This is a genomic window from Collinsella sp. i06-0019-1H4, assembly GCF_042849575.1.
Taxonomy (GTDB): domain Bacteria; phylum Actinomycetota; class Coriobacteriia; order Coriobacteriales; family Coriobacteriaceae; genus Collinsella.
This window is the reverse complement of the sequence record NZ_BAABYB010000001.1, coordinates 814,064-833,537: the sequence shown is the minus strand read 5'-3', so window position 1 is coordinate 833,537 and position 19,474 is coordinate 814,064. Positions and strand designations below refer to the sequence as shown.

Here is a 19,474-nt window from a genome sequence, read left to right as displayed (position 1 = left end):
CACATAACGAGCCCCCTTTTCGCGTTTCGCTTATTGTTTTGCATCGGCTGTCCAAGGCCTCATAGCCAGACCGCCGTACGCTTTCTTAAGCTATTCGACGATTGGTGCTCCGTGGCCCCAAGAACCTTCCATGCCGCACACGGTCGAGGCAAACCCGGCAGCAAAATCGAGCGCGCGCTCGATGGCCTCGGCGCCATCCTCACCACGCTTGGCGGAATCGAGATAGCACATCAAAAACGAGGTGAGGAACGAGTCGCCCGCCCCCATGGTGTCCTTCATGTCCGTTACCGGTTTAGCCAGCTGGCGGTAATAACGCTCGCCGTCGTAAGCAATGCAGCCCTCGGCGCCCGCCGTAGCCGACACAAAACGCGGACCTAGGCCCTTCACCCATGCCAGACGCTCGCGAATCTCGTCCTCACTCGCGGCATCCGCCGCACTAAAGAAAGCAAAATCGACGTAGGGCGCAATCTGCTCGTAGTACTCGTCGGTGGAGTCGTCAGAAAAGTCAAAAGAGACCGTGACGCCCGCAGCCTTCAACTTGGGCAGCTCGCGCTCGGTAAAGCAATAGTTGCCCGAATGAACCACATCGAACCGCTTCATGTACGAAAGGTCAAAGCGATCGAGGACATAGCGCGCATCGCCACGGATACCGCCCTCGTTGGAGCCGAGGAAGACACGGTCACCGTCAACGACGGTCACGCGAGCCGCTCCGTTCTCGCCAATCATCTGCTCGCACTTGTCAAGTTCGATACCCTCATCCTCGAGGCTTGCAATGACATGCTCGGCAGCGGCGTCATTGCCAAAAATGCCCATGTATGCGGAGCGTGCGGCACCGCATTTCTTGGCATAAACGGCGAAGTTCACCGCGTTGCCGCCAGGATACATGGTGTGGATATGCTCGTAGCGATCGACGACGTTGTCGCCAAATCCGAGCGCGTTAACGTTAAATGCCATGGTATTTACCCTTCTAGTACTCGACGACGCCCATGTAGCGACGGAAATCGGGATCATGGTCAAACACCTTGCCGCGTGCGGCACGCAGCTCGCAGTTCATGGCGTAGAACAGCACCGGGTCCAGATAGGCACGGACGCTCGCCGGCACGGCTTCCATACCGTACTCCTTGGCATCGAGCACCATCAGCGTATCGGTATGCGTCTTAAGGAACGCCAGGGCGCGCTCGTCCATAGCACGGCACTCGCTGGAGCCCATCTGCAGGAAGTAAAAAACGCCATCCTGAGTAGCCTCGAAGGGGCCATGGAAGTACTCGGCAGAGTGGATGTAGCTGCAGTGCTGCCACTGCATCTCCATAAGAGAGCAGATAGCGAAACCGTAGGTCTGGCTAAAGTTGGGACCGCTGCCCAGAATATAGAAGAACTCATGCTCCTGGCAAAGCTTGGCAAAACGATCGCCCAGCTCGACATTTACCTTCTCGCGTGCCGGGGGAAGAATCTTATCCATCTCGGCGATACCGGCATACATTTCGGCAAGATCGACGTAGCTCTCCTGCTGATCGAGCAGCTCTGCCGCAAGCGACAGCGAAATGCCAGCGGGGACCTCGGCCTGCGGCACACCCTCGCCCCACGGGTAGACCCACGTGGTCCACTTGCCAGAGTCAATCTTGGATCCAGCGTTGTCGGTCTGGGCGATCACCGTAGCGCCGGCGGCAAGGGCGATCTCACAGCCCTCGACGACCTCGGGGGTGTTGCCACTGTGGCTGCAGGCAATGACCAGGGATTTCTCACCCAAGCGGCGCGGACGCATGATATCGAACTCGCGAGCCGTATAGATATACGAAGTGAAGGTGGTTGCCTCGCGCTGCAGAAGCTCATGAGCCGGGATCAAATCGATCATGGAGCCACCGCAAGCAATCCAGTAGACGCTGTCGAACTTGCCCTTCTCGGCAATTGCCTCTTTGATCAGATCGTGTGCGTTCATATCCAGTTCCTTTCTTGTTTAGTCCGCAATCAATGACGTTGGCTGCGTGGCCGATAGTTGGTTTAGTCAATCAGATATTTCTCGAATGCGGCCATGTTCTTGGCATCTGCCGCCGCCGGGTCATCGTAGTAACGCCCGTCCGTGATTTCCTGGCCCAGCATGCCATCGAAACCATGGGCATTAAGCGTGGCGACGAAGGCGTCCATATCGTGCTTGCCATCGCCCCACACCAGATGGCCATACGGGTCACCGTCGATAAAGTGCATCTCGTGAATTGCCCCATCACCAAAGGCGGCAAACCAGTCCTCGAGCGTCTCGCCCGCAACGCCCATCGCGGTTGTATCAACCATGGGCTGTAAGTACGGGCTCGCGACCTCGTCAATCATGCGTTTCGCATCGGAAACCGTCGTTACAAGGTTGCTCTCCTCGGGACGCAGGCTTTCCATCGTAAGCACCAGACCGTGCTCACCGGCATACTCCGCCAGAATGGACAAGTGCTCGCGGCTGCGCTTCCAGGCTTCCTCGCGGTCCTCGTCCCAGTCGCCCCAGCCCGAGTTGACGGACATACGGTCGCACCCAAGTACCTCGGCAAGCTCAATGCCGTGCTTAAAGTACGCCAGGCTGCGCTGTTCATGCAGCGGTTTGCGTGCGCAGTACTGCCAAGGATAGACAACATTCTCGGGGCACAGAGTACGATACCTAAGCCCACGGTCTGCAGCCTTTTTCGCCAGGACCTCAGCCTCAAAGTAGCCCGTGTGGTCGAGCGTCACATGCGGCTCCGCACACCACAGCTCAATGGACTCAAAGCCCAAACGCTGCTGCACATCAAGGAAGTAATCGAGCGACCACATGATGTAGTGGATATTCATGCCCGCAATCTGTTCGCGGCGCAGCGTCGGTTTGGATTCAGACATCTTATGCCTCCTTATTTCGATCGAACACGATTTGTCCGTCCGACATCGTCATATCAACCGAAAGATCGCGTGCGTCGCGATAATCGATGTCGAACACATCCCGATCGAGCACGCAGATATCGGCAAGCTTGCCGACCTCAAGCGTACCCAGTTCGTCTTCGCGCATCAAATCGTACGCGCCCCCGGCAGTCCAAGCACGCAAGAGCTCGACAAGCGTCAGCGCGTTGGCCTCATTCACGGGCAGTCCATCGTCGAAGTATCCACCGCACGCGCTGTAGATTGACTCGCCCAGGCTCGGAATCAGCAGTGGCAAATCCGTACCACAGCACACCGTGCATCCGGAATCTTCCATGCCGCGGCGATTCCAGCTGTGCAAAAGTCGCGTCTCGCCAATTTGTCGACGCATCATCGACAGGCAATCCTCGCGCCGGTCCAGCGTCAGAATCTGCGGATAGACCTCGCAAATTCCACCTAACTTGCCAAACTCGACAAGATCGGTCGGGTCAGAGTTCTCGAGATCGGTAATCGCATGGCGGCGAAGCAACCGTCCATGCTCGTCTCGAGGCAGCGAGGCATAGAGCGCCACGGTGCGACGAACGGCGCCATCGCCCTGGCAATGCAAAGAATATCGGAAGCCGTCAGCATCAATTGCACGCAGCTCGTTCTCAATCAGATCCCACTCGGGCTCCTCGACAACCGTCTTGCCGGCAGCTCCCGCATCGGCCGTGTCCTCATAGGGGTCAATCATCTCGGCAAGCCCCGCCCATACGCCGCGATCGGTCATACGGTTGAAGCCAGAAAAACGAACGAACGGTCCCCGAAAGCGCTCTCGTGCCTCGCGAGCATACGACAGATTTGCACCGGCACCCACCGGCTGCGACATCATAGAGACGCGAACCGTCAGCTCACCAGATTCCTCACGGCGAGCCATTTCGTCGGCAAAACCGTAGTAGTCATCAAACGCCATCTCCTTGATGGCGGTAACGCCGCGCTCGTTAAGCATGCTCATGTAGTCCGAATACCCCGCACGTACCTCGGGCAGCGCGAGGAAATCGCTCATCATGCGCCAGATCTTCTCGGCATAGCACGCCTGGGGCGTGAAGCCGTATCGCGCACTGGCGGCAGCATTGAGAACGCAGGTCTCCGCACCCGGCGTAAAGCAGACGACAGGGATATCGCCAAAACAATCGTCAAACACAGCCGCCGTATTTGCGTTCTCGGCATCCGATGCCAACGTTTCGGGTAGGTTGTGGCCAAAAGCCGCCGCGCAATCCGGATGATCTTCTTTCCATGCACGCAAGAGCGACACGGCCTCTTTGGCATCAGCGATGCCGGACAGATCAGGCCCCAACGTCCGCAGCGCCCAGCCTGTATAGAAGGTATGCACATCGATCAGGCCAGGCATGACGGTGCGGTCGCCCAGGTCAACTACCTCGTCCGCCTGGGTCAAATACGAAGCTAGCTCACACTTGGTGCCAACAGCCTCAATTCGATTGCCACGGACCGCTACGAAACCTTCAAACGGCAGGTCCCCCGTACCGGTAAAGACGCTCTTAGACGTCAGGACCGTCAAACGATCAGACATCACAACCACCTACGCCGGAAGCATGCCAGAAATTGCCGTTACGATCAGGCCAAAGACGACCATGAAGATGAAGAACTTCCAAATGGTCTTCCACCATTGGCCAAACGAAATCTTAGCCACGCCAAGGCCGGCAACCGTCATGCCCGCCACGGGACTGATGGTGTTGATGGTCTGGTTGGCAAACTGGAGCGCGGTAACGGCCGCCTCGGGATTGAGGCCCATGAGCTCGGTCAGGGGGCCCATAACGGGCATGGTGAGTGCCGCCAGGCCAGAACTCGAGGGAACCAGCAAAGAGAGCAGGCCAAGGACGATATACATAAACGTGGTGTAGACGGCGGCGGGTGCACCGGCGAGCGCAGTAGCGAGCGCCTGGAGGATGGTGTCAATGATCATGCCGCCCTCGGCGATGACCAGAATACCGCGAGCGATACCGATAACGATGGCGGCGTACGCAAAGTCGGCGAGACCTTTAACGAACTCCTCAGCAATCGTCTGCTGGTCAAGACCGCCCAGGATACCGGCAAGCAAGCCCATGCCAAGGAACACGGCGGAAATCTCATTCATGTACCAACCCTGGGTAACAAGACCCCAGACGATAATGCCCATACCGCAAGCAAAATCGATAAGCACGAGCTTCTGACGGGTAGTGAACTCTTCCTCGATGGAGGCATCGGTCACGGAAAACTCGATACGCTTGAGCTTATCGTCCTCGTACGTAATGGACGACTCGGGGTTTTTCTTGACGCGCATGGCGTAGCGCATAGCCCATGCGATACCGACGGCAGTGAAGATGACCCAAGAAACGGCGCGCAGCCACAGTTGCGGATTGCCCTCGATGCCAATGATGCCTTGGGCGATCAAAACATTAAACGGGTCGATGGTCGAAGCACAATATCCCAGGTTAGGACCAAGGAAGCAGATGATGAATGCCGTCATCGAGTCATAACCGATACCCATCATGATGGGAATGAAGATGGCATAGAACGGCAGGGCTTCCTCAGACATACCAAACGTAGTGCCGCAAATGGACAGCAACGTCATCGTGATGGGAATGATGAGGATGTCCTTGTTCTTGAGCTTTTTAATCACACGGCTCATGCCGGCATTCAAAGCGTTGGTCTTGGTGATGATTGCGAACGATCCGCCAATCAATAAGACGAACGCAACGACGTCGGCAGCCTCTTGGATGCCCTTAGTGGGCGCTTGCAGGACCGCGAAGATATCCTGACCCAGATTGATGGTCTCGCCGGTCTCGGAATCGGTGTAGTTCTTATCGACCTGTTCATAGGTTCCAGCAACGGCGACTTCACGCTCGCCCGCCGCTGTCGAAATCGTCTTGCGCTGATACTGACCAGAGGGAACGATCCAAGTCAGGACCGCAAAGACAACGATCAGCAAGAACATGATCGTATAGACATGCGGTAATTTGAACTTAAAACGTCTGTTTGTCTTCTTCGCCTTCGTATCTGACATAGATACCTCCAAAGAACTCGAGACTGCATCGCATCTCGCTTCAACGTTTGCACAAGGCAAACGTTCTATGACGTTCTATAGATTACCAGCAGCTTTTCTCGTCATCAAGATAATTTCAAACTGATTGCCGCAACGCGGTTGAACGGTTGCGTTTGCGCCGTGAACGGTATGGAAACGCCCGGTGAGATGATCCACCGGGCGTCTCCATTCGCAATGTCCTAGATGTCAAAAACGTAGCGAGACCCAACGATCCGCTGACGACCGATGATAAACGGCCGCCGCTGCTCATCGAAAAAGAAGGCTTCCATATAAAACAAGGGTTCGCCAACGGGAACCGCCAGCAACCGAGCGACCTCGGGCGATGCGCACGCGATCTCGAGCGTGCACGGGTCGGTAAACGCAGGCGTCCGCCCCGTCCGGTTGCGCACGAACTCAAAAATGGATTGGTTAGATAGAGGCGCCGTTGATAGATAGGCGTTGTCCTCGTAAACGTATATGTTGTTCTCAAGCATGACAGGGACGCCATCGGCAGTACGCACGCGCTCAACGCAAATCAAGTCAGTTCCAACGGGAACACCAAAGAACTGTGCTTCGGTGGAATCCGCCGGCAGTATCTTTCTCGAAATGACACACGCCCCCGGTTCCATTCCGTTAGCGCGGCATGCGTCCGAAAAACTCTGGACGTCATCCTTCTGGCGAATCTTGCGCTTGAGCTTGGGGGCATTGACAAACGTGCCTTTCCCCTGTCGCTTCGTTAGATAGCCCTGTTGGACGAGCTCCTCAATAGCGCGTCGCACGGTAACGCGGCCAACTTTATAGCTCTCAGCCAATTCGAATTCGTTGGGTATCCGCGCACCTGCCTTGTAGGCACCGGAGTTGATTTCGTTTTTAATGATATCAATGACCTGTTGGTACAGCGGTATCGCTGCTTTACCGTCAGTTAGCCCTTCAGTCGGTGGCATATACCCTCTCCCAGCGCAATTACGTCTAAAACGGGCTTAAGGGCATTCAACAAGTCCTTAAGCCCGCATTAGCTTAAAGTATGCTAGGTGTCGCACCAAAATGTCGGGTATTTACTCATCGGACCCGAAAAACGCGCAACTAACGCGCTCTTACGCGAGTTCCAGCAGGTCCGGCAGCTGATCGATAATCTTGTCCGCGGCGTCCTGGCTAAAGCCGAAGCGCTCCTCGCGCTTGGCAATGACCGTCAGGCCGGCTCGCTTGCCGGCAGTGATGCCAGGCACCGAATCCTCAAGGCAGCAGCAGCGATTCGCGGGCAGCCCCAGCAGGTCCAGCGCATGCAGGTAGATGTCGGGCTCGGGCTTACTCTCCTTAAACTGCTCGCCGCTCACCACATACTCAAAGGCATCCGACAGCCCGCACGCGTTGAGCACTTCCTCGATGCTATCCATGGGAGACGAGCTGGCAAGCGCCACGCGAACGCCACGGCGCGGCAGCTCTCGAATCGTATCCACAGCGCCTGGGTTAATCAAAGCCTGATAGTCGCGCGGACGCTTATGCGCCCACTCGTCCCAACGGGCCAACGCTTCCTCGCCAGTGAAATGCCCCTTACCGGCGCGCTCAAACCAATCGACCAGCATATGCAGGAAGAACTGATGCGAGGTACCGACTTGCCCATTCAACTCCTCTTGAGTCAGGTTAAGCCCAAGCTCCTTAGCAAACGCGGCAGTCTCGCCCAGGTAGTAATACTCGGTATCGACAATGACACCGTCCATGTCAAAGATAACGGCGTCGAACGGAAATGCGGACACGGCACCCTCCCTAACAAAAGGGCGCCCGCAAGCAGGCGCCCGAACCATGCACTATCGGCGATTCTAACCCAGCAGCTGGTCAAGTGCTACCGCGATACCGTCTTCGTTGTTGTTGGCAGTCACTATCTGGGCCACGGCTTTGACTTCATCGACGGCGTTACCCATGGCGACGCCGGTGCCGGCCCACTCGATCATAGACTTGTCGTTCTGGCCGTCGCCAAACGAGACGACCTCGCTGGCATCGATACCGAGCTTGGGCAGGGCACCCTCGAGCGCACGGGCTTTGTCGATACCGGGCGCCGTGTACTCAAAGTACCAGTCGGCCGTAAACATGCCCGAAAGCGTCTGGGTAAAGGGCGCATACATCTCCTCGTAATGCGCCTGCAGGTAGGTCGGATCACCCGCCGTCAGCAGCTTGTCCACGGGATAAGTGTCCACGACCTCATGCAAGCTCTCGACCTCGCGGATCTTAAGATCGCAGGCATCGCGCTCGTATTTGACGATGTTTTTCTGCGAGCCGTCAGGCAGCGTGATCATGCAATGGTACGAGTCCTCGACGTGCAAATCGCGACCGAGCGAAATCATAGGGATCACGTCAAAATTGCGCAGATGATCAATCAGACGGTGCAGCTCGTCAGCCGGCATGGCTTGGTCAAAAAGGACCTCATCGGTCTGAGCGTCGACCACATGCGCGCCATTAAAGGCAACTAACAGACCGTCATGGTTTTGAAGGTCGAGCTCCTGCGCCAAGGCGTGCAGCCCCCATGCGGGACGGCCCGAAGCCAAGATGAGCTTAATGCCCGACTCCTGTGCCGCGAGCAGCTTCTCGCGCGTACGCGGGCTGATCACCTTCTGGTCGTTGGTGAGCGTACCGTCGATATCCATTGCGATGGCCTTAATTGCCATATGCGCCTCCTCGCATCGTTTTTATCGCGCATCATCATATCCGAGGCGAGCGTCCCTCATACGGAACAATTAAGGACGAATGCAAAACACACCGGACGGCTGCGGACAAATGGCCAATAGCAAAGGGTCCGCATCCCAGCGGATGCGGACCCTAATCGATCATACGTTAGTTTTCGCAGTGACTACTTGCGGTGAGCGCGGTAGAACTCGATGAGCGCCTGGGTCGAAGCGTCCTGCTCGGCCTTGGCGGCGTTGTCGTGGAAGGCCGGGGTAATCTGCTTGGCAAGCTGCTTGCCCAGCTCGACGCCCCACTGATCGTAGGAGTCGATGCCCCAGACCGTGCCCTCGACAAACGTGATGTGCTCGTACAAGGCGATGAGCTCGCCGAGCGCGAACGGGGTCAGCGTGTCGCCGAAGATCGAGGTCGTCGGACGGTTGCCCTCAAAGCAGCGAGCCGGGACGATCTGCTCGGGCGTGCCCTCGGCACGAACCTCGTCGGCCGTCTTACCAAAGGCGAGCGCCTTGGTCTGGGCCAGGAAGTTGCCCAGGAACAGCTCGTGGACATCCTGACCGCTGTCGGTTGCGGGGTTGGCGGTATTGGCGAAGGCGATGAAATCGGCCGGAACCACCACAGTGCCCTGGTGCAGCAGCTGGTAGAAGGCATGCTGGCCGTTGGTGCCGGGCTCGCCCCAGAAGATCTCACCGGTGTCGGAGGTCACGGCGCTGCCGTCCCAGCGGACATGCTTGCCGTTGGACTCCATGGTGAGCTGCTGCAGGTAGGCCGGGAAACGATGCAGGTACTGGCAGTACGGCAGCACGGCGTGGCTCTTGGAACCGAAGAAGTTGACGTACCAGACGTTGAGCAGGCCCATCAGCGCGACGGCATTGTTCTCGAGCGGCGTGTTGCAGAAGTACTCGTCGATGGCGTGGAAGCCCTCAAGGAACTGCTGGAAGCGCTCGGGACCGAGCACGACGATCAGCGACAGGCCCACGGCGGAGTCGACGGAATAGCGGCCGCCGACCCAGTTCCAGAAGCCGAAGGCGTTGGCGGGGTCGATACCGAAGGCCTCAACCTTCTCGAGTGCGGTGGAAACGGCGACGAAGTGCTTTGCCACGGCCTCGGCGTTCTGCTCATCGGAGCCGTCGATGGCGCCCTGAGCCTTGAGCTGCTCGAGCATCCAAGTCTTGACCTCGCGGGCGTTGGTGAGGGTCTCGAGCGTGGTGAAGGTCTTGGAGACGATAATCACGAGCGTGGTCTCGGGATCGAGGCCCTTGAGCTTCTCTGCCTGATCGTTGGGGTCGATGTTGGAGATGTAGCGGCAGTCAATACCGGCGTCGGCGTAGGGACGCAGGGCCTCGTAGGCCATGACCGGGCCCAGATCGGAGCCGCCGATGCCGATGGACACCAGGTGCTCGATCTTCTTGCCGGTAACGCCCTTCCACTCACCGGAGCGCACGCGCTCGGCGAAGGCATACATGCGATCGAGGACCTCGTGCACGTCGGCGACGACGTCCTGGCCGTCGACGATGAGCTGGCCCTTCTCGCTTGCCGGGCGGCGCAGCGCGGTGTGCAGGACAGCGCGGTCCTCGGTGGTGTTGATGTGCTCGCCAGAGAACATGGCGTCGCGGCGCTCCTCGAGCTTCACCTCGCGAGCAAGATCGCACAGCAGCTTGACGGTCTCATCGGTCACCAGGTTCTTCGACAGATCGAAGTGCAGGTCACCGGCGTCAAAGCTCAGCTTGTTCACGCGGTCGGCGTCAGCAGCGAACCAGGCCTTGAGGTCGATACCTTCGGCCTCGAGCTTCTCCTGATGGGCCTCGAGTGCCTTCCAAGCGGCAGTCGACGTAGCATCGATAGGTGCGGCAACAGTTGCCATAGAGTCCTCCTCAGCATACGGGCGCACGCCTCCATGCGCCCGGACATTCAGATGCCACTATTCTAGCGCAGGTCAAGACTATAATCAGCGAGCGTTGCCAATCGGCCCCCAAACGGCAACCGACCAAATAGGGACAGGTTTATTTTGGCAGGTCAAACGCTTTACCAATCAAAAATAACCCGTCTTTTTATGCCAAATATTAGGCCGCGGCACACACGCTGCCGAGCAACTCGCGCAGAGGAGACCCAATGCCCTCAAGCAATTCGGGAGCGATAATGGCAAAAACGGGAACCTCGCCGGCTCCCGCGACGGCAGGCACCTTGCCCTCCGAGACAATACATCCATAAGGGACAAAACCGTCTTCGCCGGCATCGAGCACGGCCATGCGACGCGCGAGTTCGCGCGCAAAGCCGGCAGTATCGGCATCGCCGATCGCCAGGACAAAGTCCACGCCTTCGTCGGTCGCCAGGGCCACGGCTTCGTCGATCAGTTCGTCTCCCCCGTCACCCTCAACCGAGCCGCAGCGAAAAAGCACGCGCTCGAGCAGAGCTCGATCAAGCGAGCCGAGCGCCGCCGAGACGAGCTCATCACGCGTATGCTTGTCTCCGCCCAGCACGACCAGCGCCTTGGTGCCACCGTAGTGAGCGACCAATCGTCCGCACCAGCGAGCCACGTCCCCATCCGCAACAAGGCGTGTCGGCATACCAAACCCATAATTGACCATCTTTCCCACAACCCTTCCGTGCGCATAGGCGGTATCAATCGTTAGGCTCATGCTACGAAGCAAGGTTTTCCGAGCTGTTTCGCACTCTTTAGAGCTGCGTTAAAACCCGATCCAACCGCACGACCATACCTACCAAAACAAACCAGTCCCTTTTTGACAGGTTTTGACGATGTCCGGATGAGAGGGTATTATCGAACAGATATTCGATAAGAACATGTGTTTGATGATAGGACACGGATGGCGCACGAGCAGCACACCTATATCTGCATCGACCTCAAGACATTTTATGCCAGCGTCGAGTGCGTCGACCGTGGGCTCGATCCGCTCACCACCAACCTAGTCGTTGCCGACGAATCGCGCGGGCGCACGACCATCTGCCTCGCCATCACGCAGGCCATGAAGGACTTAGGAATTCACAATCGCTGCCGCCTATTTGAGATTCCCGATGGCATCGACTACATCACGGCCGTACCGCGCATGCAGCACTACATGGAGGTGTCGGCGAAAATCTACGGTATCTATCTGGAATACGTCAGCCCCCAGGACGTGCACGTCTACTCCATCGATGAGTGCTTTATCGACGTGACGCCCTATCTGGACCTCTATCACACAGATGCGGAAGGGCTCGCCTGCACGCTGCGCGACGAGGTCTTGGCGCGCACCGGCATCACGGCGACGGTCGGCATCGGCCCCAACCTATTCCAGGCCAAGGTGGCGCTCGACGTCACCGCCAAGCACGTACCCAGTCGCATCGGCAAACTCGACGACGAGACCTTTCGCAAGGAGATCTGGCCCCATCGCCCCATCACCGACATCTGGGGCATCGGCCCCGGTGTGGCAGCCCGACTCGAAAAGTATGGCGTCTACGACCTGATGGGCGTCGCCGCACTCGACGAAAACCTGCTCTACGACGAGCTCGGCGTCAATGCCGAATATCTCATCGACCACGCCTTTGGGCGCGAGCCGACAACCATCGCCGATATCCAAGCCTATCGCCCGCAAGCGACCTCGACCACCACAGGACAGGTGCTCTCGAAGGGCTATGCCTACGAGCAAGCCTACACCGTCTTGCGCGAGATGGTCGACAGTGCCGTGTTGGACTTGGTCGATAAGCACGTGGTCTGCGACAGCATCTCGCTCTTTGTGGGCTACGCGAGCGAGCGCGCTGACATACGCCGCCTCGACGCCAGCGGTACAGCGCAATATGTGGACGGATGCGGCCACCTGCGCTCGAGCACATCGAGTATCGAACCCACCGCAACCGCCGGCCCCGAGCTCGCGCCCCGTGCTCCCAAGCCCGTCCAGTGCGATGACGAAAGGCGCCGCCTGGTACGCGAAGCGCAGGCAATCGATGGCATCTTTGTGGGAGAGCATGGCGGCAAACCGCGTGGCGGCTATGCCTCACTCTTTGCGCACTCCAACGCCTCGCGCAAGCTGCCCGAGCGCACCAATTCGTTTAAGAAGATCATGGGGTATTTCGATGACCTTTGGGCACAAACGGTCGACCCCAAGCGACCGGTCAAGCGTATCAATCTGGGATTTGGCAACCTCATGCCCGAGGAATTTGCCACCATCGATCTGTTCAGCGATATCGAGGCCGATGAGCGCGAGCGCGACCTGGCGCGCGCCGTCCTGGCCGTGAAAGGCAAGTACGGCAAAAACGCGCTCGTCAAGGGATTAAGCTTTACCGCCGGCGCCACCGCGCGCGAACGCAACGACCAAGTTGGAGGGCACCGTGCCTAAGTCCCAACAACAGCCGATGCGGCCACCGACACCTTTTGAACGCCTAGCAGACCCCGAGGGAAGACGTCGCTCCGCCGACCCAAAGCTCACTGCCAACGGTGCCGTGCGCGCCAACCGCGCCGCACAGTTTATGCCCTTTGCCGCCCTCACGGGATACTACGAACTCGTGCGCAAGCAGGAAATCACCGTCGAGCCAAAACGTGAGCTCACGGAAGAAAAAGCCCTCGTACTTTCTAAAAAGCTCGAGGGTCTCAAACGTGGCGACTTGGTTCGTGTCACCTATTACGATACGTACGGCTATCGCTCCCGCACCGGCATCCTCGACGAGGTACTCCCTGCCTTCAAGCTCCTCAAGCTCAAAGACATCGCCATCGACTTCGACGACATCCAAGACATCGAACTGCGCGGACGAGCCTAGCCAAGGAAGCGCATCCAGGGCGGCGCTTACAGCGTCATGACGTAGTAGCCCGCGTCTTTCACGGCCGTCTCGAGGACACCACGATCAACCGGCTGTTTAGAGCGCACACGTGCCGTGTGATCCGCATACGTCACCGTTGCCCACACGCCATCCAGCGCATTCAGGGCATTAGCCACGTTCTGAGCGCAGCCGTCACAGCTCATGCCGCCGATGAGCAGCTCATCGCTATAGGGATAGTGCGATGCATCGGTATCCACCACAACAACCTTTTTGGTTTTCTTGCCGCTCGTACCATCGCTGCAACAACTCTTCCCGTGTGTCGAAGCGGCAATGCGACGCAGTCCAAAAAACATGCCGACGGCAATGACGGCCAGCACGATGAGATTCGCAGGATTGAGCAAGTCGCTCATGCGTTCCCCTTTCAAGTAGCCCTATCTAGATACCCCCATGGGGTGTCCCCATCTTAACCCAAAATCATGTCGGTTCTGTCAATTAGTTTCCCTATTCAAACTTTTTTGTTGACCAAGGCTTACTTTCGTATATAGGTTTTCCTAGGCTAACAAGTGAGTGCTCGAAAGGGGCAACGTGACTCGAACCATTGACATCCCAACATACCAAACGGCTGTCGTGCGCAACTGCTCCCCTACGCTCGCAGGTATCAAGCCGGCTTCGCTCTTTACCTATCCCGGCGTTTACGCCAACCAAAACGGAAAACCCGGCGTCGCTAAAATCGAAGAGCGACGCTCTCGTCTGCTCGCCGTCATAGCCCAATGCAACCGCGAGCTCCAGCCGCTCGGGATCCATATGAGCGTTTTGGTCTGGCGCCCCTGCGGAGCGCTCATCTATGTGTACCGCCCTGCGGACCTTATGCGATATCTCTCCGATCCCCGCGCCGCGACGGCGCTTGTCGCCGAAGGCTACGATGTCCACAACCTGCTCGCATCCCTGGTGCATCTCGCCGCGCGCATCACGCTGGCAAGCAGCAATGCCGCAGAAAGCGCCTATGACGGCAGTGTCTGCGCACTCGCGCGAAATAGGCACTGCGATACGGGGTGCATGTGCGAGTTCCCCCACGAAATTGGCTATTTTTTGGGCTATCCCTACGAAGATGTCCATCAGTTTATCGTCCAGCACGGCGAAAACTATAAGGTCTTTGGCGCCTGGAAGGTATACACAAACGTTGAGCAGGCGCTCACGACCTTCGATTCCTATCGCGCATGCACGCAATACCTTACCTACATCTATCAACAGGGCTGCACCCTGGGACAACTTGTCCAGGCAACCCGATAGAGCATACAAAACGCGGCCACACGCCGCACAACCGAAAGGAAAACATATGAGCAAGATCGCCGTCGTCTACTGGAGCGGCACGGGCAACACCGAGGCCATGGCAAACCTCGTCGCCGAAGGCGCCACGTCCGTGGGCGCCGAGACTGAGGTCATCCCCTGCGCCGACTTCTCTGCCGACAAGGCCGCCGAATATGATGCCTTCGCCTTCGGCTGCCCAGCCATGGGCTCCGAGGAACTCGAGTACGATGAGTTCCAGCCGATGTGGGATGAGGTCAAGGAGACTCTCGGCGACAAGAAGGTCGTCCTCTTTGGCTCCTATTCGTGGGCCGAGGGCGAGTGGATGGACAACTGGAAGGCCGACGCCGACGAGGCCGGCGTCAACGTCGTGGACTCCACCATCTGCTACGACGCGCCCGACGACGAGGGCGAGACCGCTTGCAAGGCCCTCGGAGCCGAGCTCGCGTAACGAACCCAGGGCCTCCAAGAGAGCCTGCATCAAAGCGCATCCCCATCCCTACAAAAGAGCGGGGCTGGATTCAAGTCCAGCCCCGCTCTTTTGTAACGGCAGTTACATCAACCGGCTACGAGATATTGCCCAAGAACGCCTTGGTGCGCTCGCTCTTGGGGTGGTCGAAGACCTCGCTCGGCGTACCCTCTTCCACAATGACGCCGCCGTCCATAAAGACGACGCGGTCGGCGACATCGCGGGCAAAGCCCATCTCGTGCGTCACGACGATCATGGTCATACCGTCGTGCGCCAGGTCGCGCATGACGCCCAGGACGTCGCGCACGAGCTCAGGGTCGAGCGCCGAGGTGGCCTCGTCAAAGAGCATGACGTGCGGGTTCATCGACAGGGCGCGGGCGATGGCAACGCGCTGCTGCTGGCCGCCCGAGAGCTGGCTCGGCATAAAGTCGATACGCTCGGCAAGACCGACCTTGGTCAGCTCCTCGACGGCAATCTTCTCGGCCTCTTCCTTGCTGCGCTTGAGCACCTTCTGCTGCGCGAGCATGACGTTCTTTTTGACTGAGAGGTGCGGGAACAAATTGAACTGCTGGAACACCATACCCAGATGCGTGCGCACCTTGTTAAGGTCGACGCCCTTGGCGCACACGTCCACACCCTCGACGATAATCGAGCCGCTCGTGGGATGCTCCAGACGATTGATGCAGCGAAGCATCGTCGACTTGCCCGAGCCCGAGGGGCCCAAGACCACAACGACCTCACCCTTGTGCACATCCAGATCGATATCGCGCAGGACCACGTTGTCGCCAAAGGCCTTCTGGAGGTTCTTGATGCTGACGACGACCTCGTTCGAGTTATTGGTTTCGCTCATGATAGGACCTCCTTACAGACCGGCGATGTGATCGGCGGGCGTCGCGACAACCTGTCCGGCGCTCTTGGCGGGACGCTTCTTCTTGGTCTCGGCCGTGCCCAAAAGCCTCGCCTCAAGACCACTCACCAAGCGAGCGAGCGGCAGGGTGATGACCAGATAGAACAGGGCGGCAACCACGTACGGTGTAATGGAGCCCGTCGTGGCCACGATGGTACGGGCGTTCATGACGATCTCGACCACACCCACGGCGGCAAGCAGCGACGTATCCTTGTAAAGCAAGATAAACTCGCTGGTCAGCGTAGGCAAAACATTGCGGAACGTCTGCGGAATCATGACATAGAGCAGCGTCTGGAACGCGTTCATGCCCAGCGAACGCGCAGCCTCGTTTTGGCCCTTGGGGATCGATTGAATACCGGCACGGAAGATCTCGCATAGGTACGCAGACGAGTTCATGGCCATGACGATAACGCCCAAGACATAGTCGTCCACCTTGACGCCGGCCAACGGCAGACCGAAGAACGCGATATAGATCTGCAGGAACGCCGGCGTACCGCGGATGATATTCACATAGATGCCGGCAAGGCAACGCAGGATGCGCGACTTGGAGATGCGCATGAGCGACAAGGCAAAGCCAAAGGGAATTGCCAGCGGAAACGCCACAAGCACGATCGAAAGCGACATAAGGAAGCCCTTGAAGACGATCGGCAGGCTCTGGACCAAAATGACCGGGTTTAAGAACAGGCGCAGGAACATATTGGAGTTCCAAGCCTCGACCCACGGCTGCTCCTTAAGATCGGCCAAGAAGTTATCGAAGGCCGTCACGCCCTTGATCTCCACCGACGGAATCTTGGAGATCTTCTTGGTCGACCCGTCAGCGAGCGTACAGGTGCCGCTAAAGGCCTCATCGCCGCCCTCGACGGGGAAGCTCACGCCGTAAACCTCGACACGGAAAAAGCCGCCGGCAGGCGCCGTCTCGCCAAAATCAATCTTGAGCGTCTGGCCGTCAGCCTTGCACGTGGGCTTCATGGGCGTACGATCCATGAGGTCCTCGCCCGAGAGCATCGTCAATCGCGTGTCATCGGTACCAAACGTCGTGCCGTCGACAAACGTCAGCGAAAGACCGCTCAGCTCCTCATCGGCATCGGCCTGGACCTCCCAGGTAATGCGCGTCTCGGTACCGCCGACCACAGCGCTGCCCGAACCGGTGTTGGGTCGAGCGGTAATCTTTGCGGTCTCAAGCGCCTGGGCGGTCGTGGGCGCATATGTCCCCACACACACCAGCGCGAGCGCCACGGCCATGACGCAGACTAGCTTTTGGAGCAAGGCGGGCAGTGGAAAACGCTGCTCCGCAGCCCCTTTGTTCAGTCGAGACAAGGTGGCTCCTATCGTAGAAGTTGTCGGCAAAACGAGACGGAAATGCTCTCCGTCAAGAGAAGCGCAAAGGCCCTCTCCGCCAAAGCGGAAAGGGCCCGCGAGCAATCAAGTAGCTATTTTACTTGATGTTGTACTTAGCCATGAGGGCGTCAACGGTACCGTCATCGGTCAGGTCCTTGATGGCCTGGTTGATGTCGTCCTTGAGCTTGGTGTTGCCCTGGTTGATGGCGATGGCGTACTCCTCGCCGGTGCTGATCTGCTTGATGGTCTGGCAGGTGTTGAACTGCTCGGCGGTCAGCTGGCTGGCAACGGAGCGGTTGGTGACTACGGCGTCGCCCTTATCGGACTGCAGGGCGCTGAAGCACTCGGTGGCGTCCTTGTAGGGGACAATCTTGGCCTTGGGGAAGTTCTCCTGGGCAAAGGACTCGGCGGTCGAGCCAGACTGGACGATGATGGTAGCATCGGCGTTGTTGAGCTTCTCGCTGTAGTTGTCGGCCGTGATGTCGGTGTTATCGACCTTGGTCACGATAGCCTGATCGTCCATGTAGTAGGAATCAGAGAAAGTGACTTCCTTCTCACGCTCGGGCGTGTCGGTGATAGCCGCAATGGAAACGTCATACTTGGCGCCCGAAGCGACACCCGGAACCAGCGTGTCAAAGTCATTGTTGACATACTCGACATCCAGGCCCAGCTTGTCGCCGATGGCCTTGATGAGCTCAAGGTCAAAGCCCTGATAATCGCCGTTGTCATCCTTGTACTCAAACGGAGCGTACTCGGCAGAGGTGCCGACGGTGAGCGTACCATCCTTGACGAGCGCGTACTCCTTGGAGCCGTCGACCTTCTCGACCTTAGCGTCGTCAGAGCTGCTGGAACCGGCATCAGAACCAGAGGTGGCGTTGGACGAGCCGCAGCCCGTCAGTGCGAGGGCGAGCGCCATGGCACCCGTGGCGGCAAATGCGCCAAGCTTCTTGAGCTTCATAATCAGTCTCCTTCCGGTGACCTCGTTTGATTCAGAGGTCTGCAAAAACTGAGGGTTATTATGCACCCGCTTGGAAGAGTCTGCAATTAGAAAACTGATTGAAACAAACCCATAACGTGAATGTAGCACTCCAGTTTATGGCAGCCTTTACTGCTGCAATGACCTTAACAGTTTGATTTCAGCCGCATAACCTGCAAGTTCGTTCGGAGTCTCCAAAATAAACGGCAGCGAACGCAAACGGCCATTCGATACAATATTCTGTATAACCTGCATACCGCCACCAAATTCCTCGCTGCCAAGGTATCCCTTGCCGATGCACTCGTGACGATCTTTATGGGCGCCACAGGGGTTCTTCGAATCGTTGATGTGTACGGCACGCAAGCGGTCGATACCCACCACGCGGTCGAACTCGTCGAGTACGCCGTCCAGATCATGGATGATGTCGTAGCCGGCATCGCTCACATGGCAGGTGTCCAGACACACGCCCAGCTTGTCCGATAGCTCTGGACGCCTGGCGGCAGCACCCTCGATAATGCGCGCCAGCTCTTCAAAGCTACGGCCCACCTCGGTACCCTTGCCCGCCATGGTCTCGAGCAGCACCGTCGTCTGCTGGCCCTCAAACATCACCTGGCACAGGGTGTTGACGATCATCTGAATGCCGGCGTCGGAGCCCTGCCCCACATGCGCACCGGGATGGAAGTTGTAGTAGTTGCCGGGCAGCGCCTCCATGCGCCGCAGGTCCTCGGCCATGGCCTCCAGGGCAAACTCGCGCGCCCGCTCCTTAGCGGAGCAGGGGTTATAGGTATACGGGGCATGAGCCACGAGCGGGCCAAAGTCGTTTTGCTCCATAAGCTCGCACAGGGCCGCCACGTCATCCATGTCAAGGTCTTTTGCCTTGCCACCGCGCGGGTTGCGCGTAAAGAACGCAAAGGTATTGGCGCCAATGGACAACGCCGTCTCCCCCATTGCCCGATAGCCCTTCGTCGTCGAAAGATGACATCCGATTGTCAGCATCTCCAGCTCCCCCTCATCAGTTGCGGTGAAATACGGTCTATTGGTGCCCTATTTTGGCGCAAACAGACCGTATTCCACCGCAAGTTATAAAAGGGGCATCAGAGATGTGGGCCGCCAGGCACCACGGGCGCCGGC

19 protein-coding genes are annotated in these 19,474 nt (G+C 58.2%); 4 read left to right on the top strand and 15 right to left on the bottom strand.

The features are described from left to right. Window positions 1-90: 90 nt before the first annotated feature. The 10 genes from ACGHEN_RS03540 to ACGHEN_RS03495 all read right to left on the bottom strand — a co-directional run bounded on the left by ACGHEN_RS03540 (window position 91) and on the right by ACGHEN_RS03495 (window position 11,166). A complete protein-coding gene (locus ACGHEN_RS03540) occupies window positions 91-954 on the bottom strand; it encodes a PfkB family carbohydrate kinase (protein ID WP_390397327.1) in 864 nt (287 codons plus the stop codon). Window positions 955-967: 13 nt separating this feature from the next. Beyond that, window positions 968-1,936, bottom strand: coding sequence for an SIS domain-containing protein (locus tag ACGHEN_RS03535; RefSeq protein ID WP_390397325.1), 969 nt, complete (start codon window positions 1,934-1,936; stop codon window positions 968-970). A 62-nt stretch (window positions 1,937-1,998) separates the two neighbouring features. Further along, on the bottom strand, window positions 1,999-2,850 hold the full coding sequence (locus ACGHEN_RS03530; RefSeq protein WP_117629752.1) for a sugar phosphate isomerase/epimerase: 852 nt from the start codon (window positions 2,848-2,850) through the stop codon (window positions 1,999-2,001). Between the two features lies 1 nt (window position 2,851). Further along, entirely contained in the window at window positions 2,852-4,435 is a 1,584-nt protein-coding gene (locus tag ACGHEN_RS03525; RefSeq protein WP_390397323.1) for an amidohydrolase, read from the bottom strand. 9 nt (window positions 4,436-4,444) lie between these two features. Next, the gene (locus tag ACGHEN_RS03520; RefSeq protein WP_117716559.1) at window positions 4,445-5,908 is read right to left on the bottom strand and encodes a YfcC family protein; all 1,464 of its coding nucleotides are present in this window, start codon (window positions 5,906-5,908) and stop codon (window positions 4,445-4,447) included. A gap of 218 nt (window positions 5,909-6,126) precedes the next feature. Beyond that, window positions 6,127-6,870: a GntR family transcriptional regulator gene (locus ACGHEN_RS03515; RefSeq protein WP_161194586.1), complete on the bottom strand. Its 744-nt coding sequence runs from the start codon at window positions 6,868-6,870 to the stop codon at window positions 6,127-6,129. Between the two features lie 150 nt (window positions 6,871-7,020). After that, window positions 7,021-7,680, bottom strand: coding sequence for an HAD family hydrolase (locus tag ACGHEN_RS03510; protein ID WP_390397320.1), 660 nt, complete (start codon window positions 7,678-7,680; stop codon window positions 7,021-7,023). 63 nt (window positions 7,681-7,743) lie between these two features. Then, window positions 7,744-8,586 carry a Cof-type HAD-IIB family hydrolase gene (locus tag ACGHEN_RS03505; RefSeq protein WP_390397319.1) on the bottom strand — a complete coding sequence of 281 codons (843 nt, stop codon included), beginning with the start codon at window positions 8,584-8,586 and terminating at the stop codon, window positions 7,744-7,746. Window positions 8,587-8,768: 182 nt separating this feature from the next. After that, window positions 8,769-10,463 (bottom strand): glucose-6-phosphate isomerase, encoded by a 1,695-nt coding sequence (gene pgi, locus ACGHEN_RS03500; protein WP_390397317.1) that lies wholly within the window; start codon window positions 10,461-10,463, stop codon window positions 8,769-8,771. 199 nt (window positions 10,464-10,662) lie between these two features. Further along, a complete protein-coding gene (locus ACGHEN_RS03495; RefSeq protein ID WP_271748641.1) occupies window positions 10,663-11,166 on the bottom strand; it encodes an iron-containing alcohol dehydrogenase in 504 nt (167 codons plus the stop codon). A 258-nt stretch (window positions 11,167-11,424) separates the two neighbouring features. On the opposite strand from ACGHEN_RS03495, the gene ACGHEN_RS03490 reads away from it, so the two are divergent. Next, window positions 11,425-12,930 carry a DNA repair protein gene (locus ACGHEN_RS03490; RefSeq protein ID WP_117770149.1) on the top strand — a complete coding sequence of 502 codons (1,506 nt, stop codon included), beginning with the start codon at window positions 11,425-11,427 and terminating at the stop codon, window positions 12,928-12,930. Then, window positions 12,923-13,348, top strand: coding sequence for a hypothetical protein (locus ACGHEN_RS03485; protein WP_390397314.1), 426 nt, complete (start codon window positions 12,923-12,925; stop codon window positions 13,346-13,348). The genes ACGHEN_RS03490 and ACGHEN_RS03485 overlap by 8 nt, the downstream gene beginning before the upstream one ends. A 26-nt stretch (window positions 13,349-13,374) precedes the next feature. On the opposite strand, the gene ACGHEN_RS03480 is transcribed toward ACGHEN_RS03485, so the two are convergent. Continuing rightward, window positions 13,375-13,758 (bottom strand): heavy-metal-associated domain-containing protein, encoded by a 384-nt coding sequence (locus ACGHEN_RS03480; RefSeq protein WP_117770151.1) that lies wholly within the window; start codon window positions 13,756-13,758, stop codon window positions 13,375-13,377. A gap of 175 nt (window positions 13,759-13,933) precedes the next feature. On the opposite strand from ACGHEN_RS03480, the gene ACGHEN_RS03475 reads away from it, so the two are divergent. After that, entirely contained in the window at window positions 13,934-14,638 is a 705-nt protein-coding gene (locus tag ACGHEN_RS03475; RefSeq protein WP_158556916.1) for a DUF3793 family protein, read from the top strand. 46 nt (window positions 14,639-14,684) lie between these two features. Beyond that, complete coding sequence (locus ACGHEN_RS03470; RefSeq protein ID WP_117770153.1) at window positions 14,685-15,104, top strand: flavodoxin; 420 nt, start codon at window positions 14,685-14,687, stop codon at window positions 15,102-15,104. Window positions 15,105-15,219: 115 nt separating this feature from the next. On the opposite strand, the gene ACGHEN_RS03465 is transcribed toward ACGHEN_RS03470, so the two are convergent. From ACGHEN_RS03465 to ACGHEN_RS03450, 4 genes are all read right to left on the bottom strand, one after another. Beyond that, window positions 15,220-15,972 (bottom strand): amino acid ABC transporter ATP-binding protein, encoded by a 753-nt coding sequence (locus ACGHEN_RS03465; RefSeq protein WP_117770154.1) that lies wholly within the window; start codon window positions 15,970-15,972, stop codon window positions 15,220-15,222. 12 nt (window positions 15,973-15,984) lie between these two features. Further along, entirely contained in the window at window positions 15,985-17,346 is a 1,362-nt protein-coding gene (locus ACGHEN_RS03460) for an amino acid ABC transporter permease (protein WP_390397311.1), read from the bottom strand. Between the two features lie 118 nt (window positions 17,347-17,464). Next, a complete protein-coding gene (locus tag ACGHEN_RS03455; RefSeq protein ID WP_035138867.1) occupies window positions 17,465-18,325 on the bottom strand; it encodes an ABC transporter substrate-binding protein in 861 nt (286 codons plus the stop codon). A 147-nt stretch (window positions 18,326-18,472) separates the two neighbouring features. After that, entirely contained in the window at window positions 18,473-19,339 is an 867-nt protein-coding gene (locus ACGHEN_RS03450) for a deoxyribonuclease IV (RefSeq protein WP_390397309.1), read from the bottom strand. Window positions 19,340-19,474 lie beyond the last annotated feature (135 nt).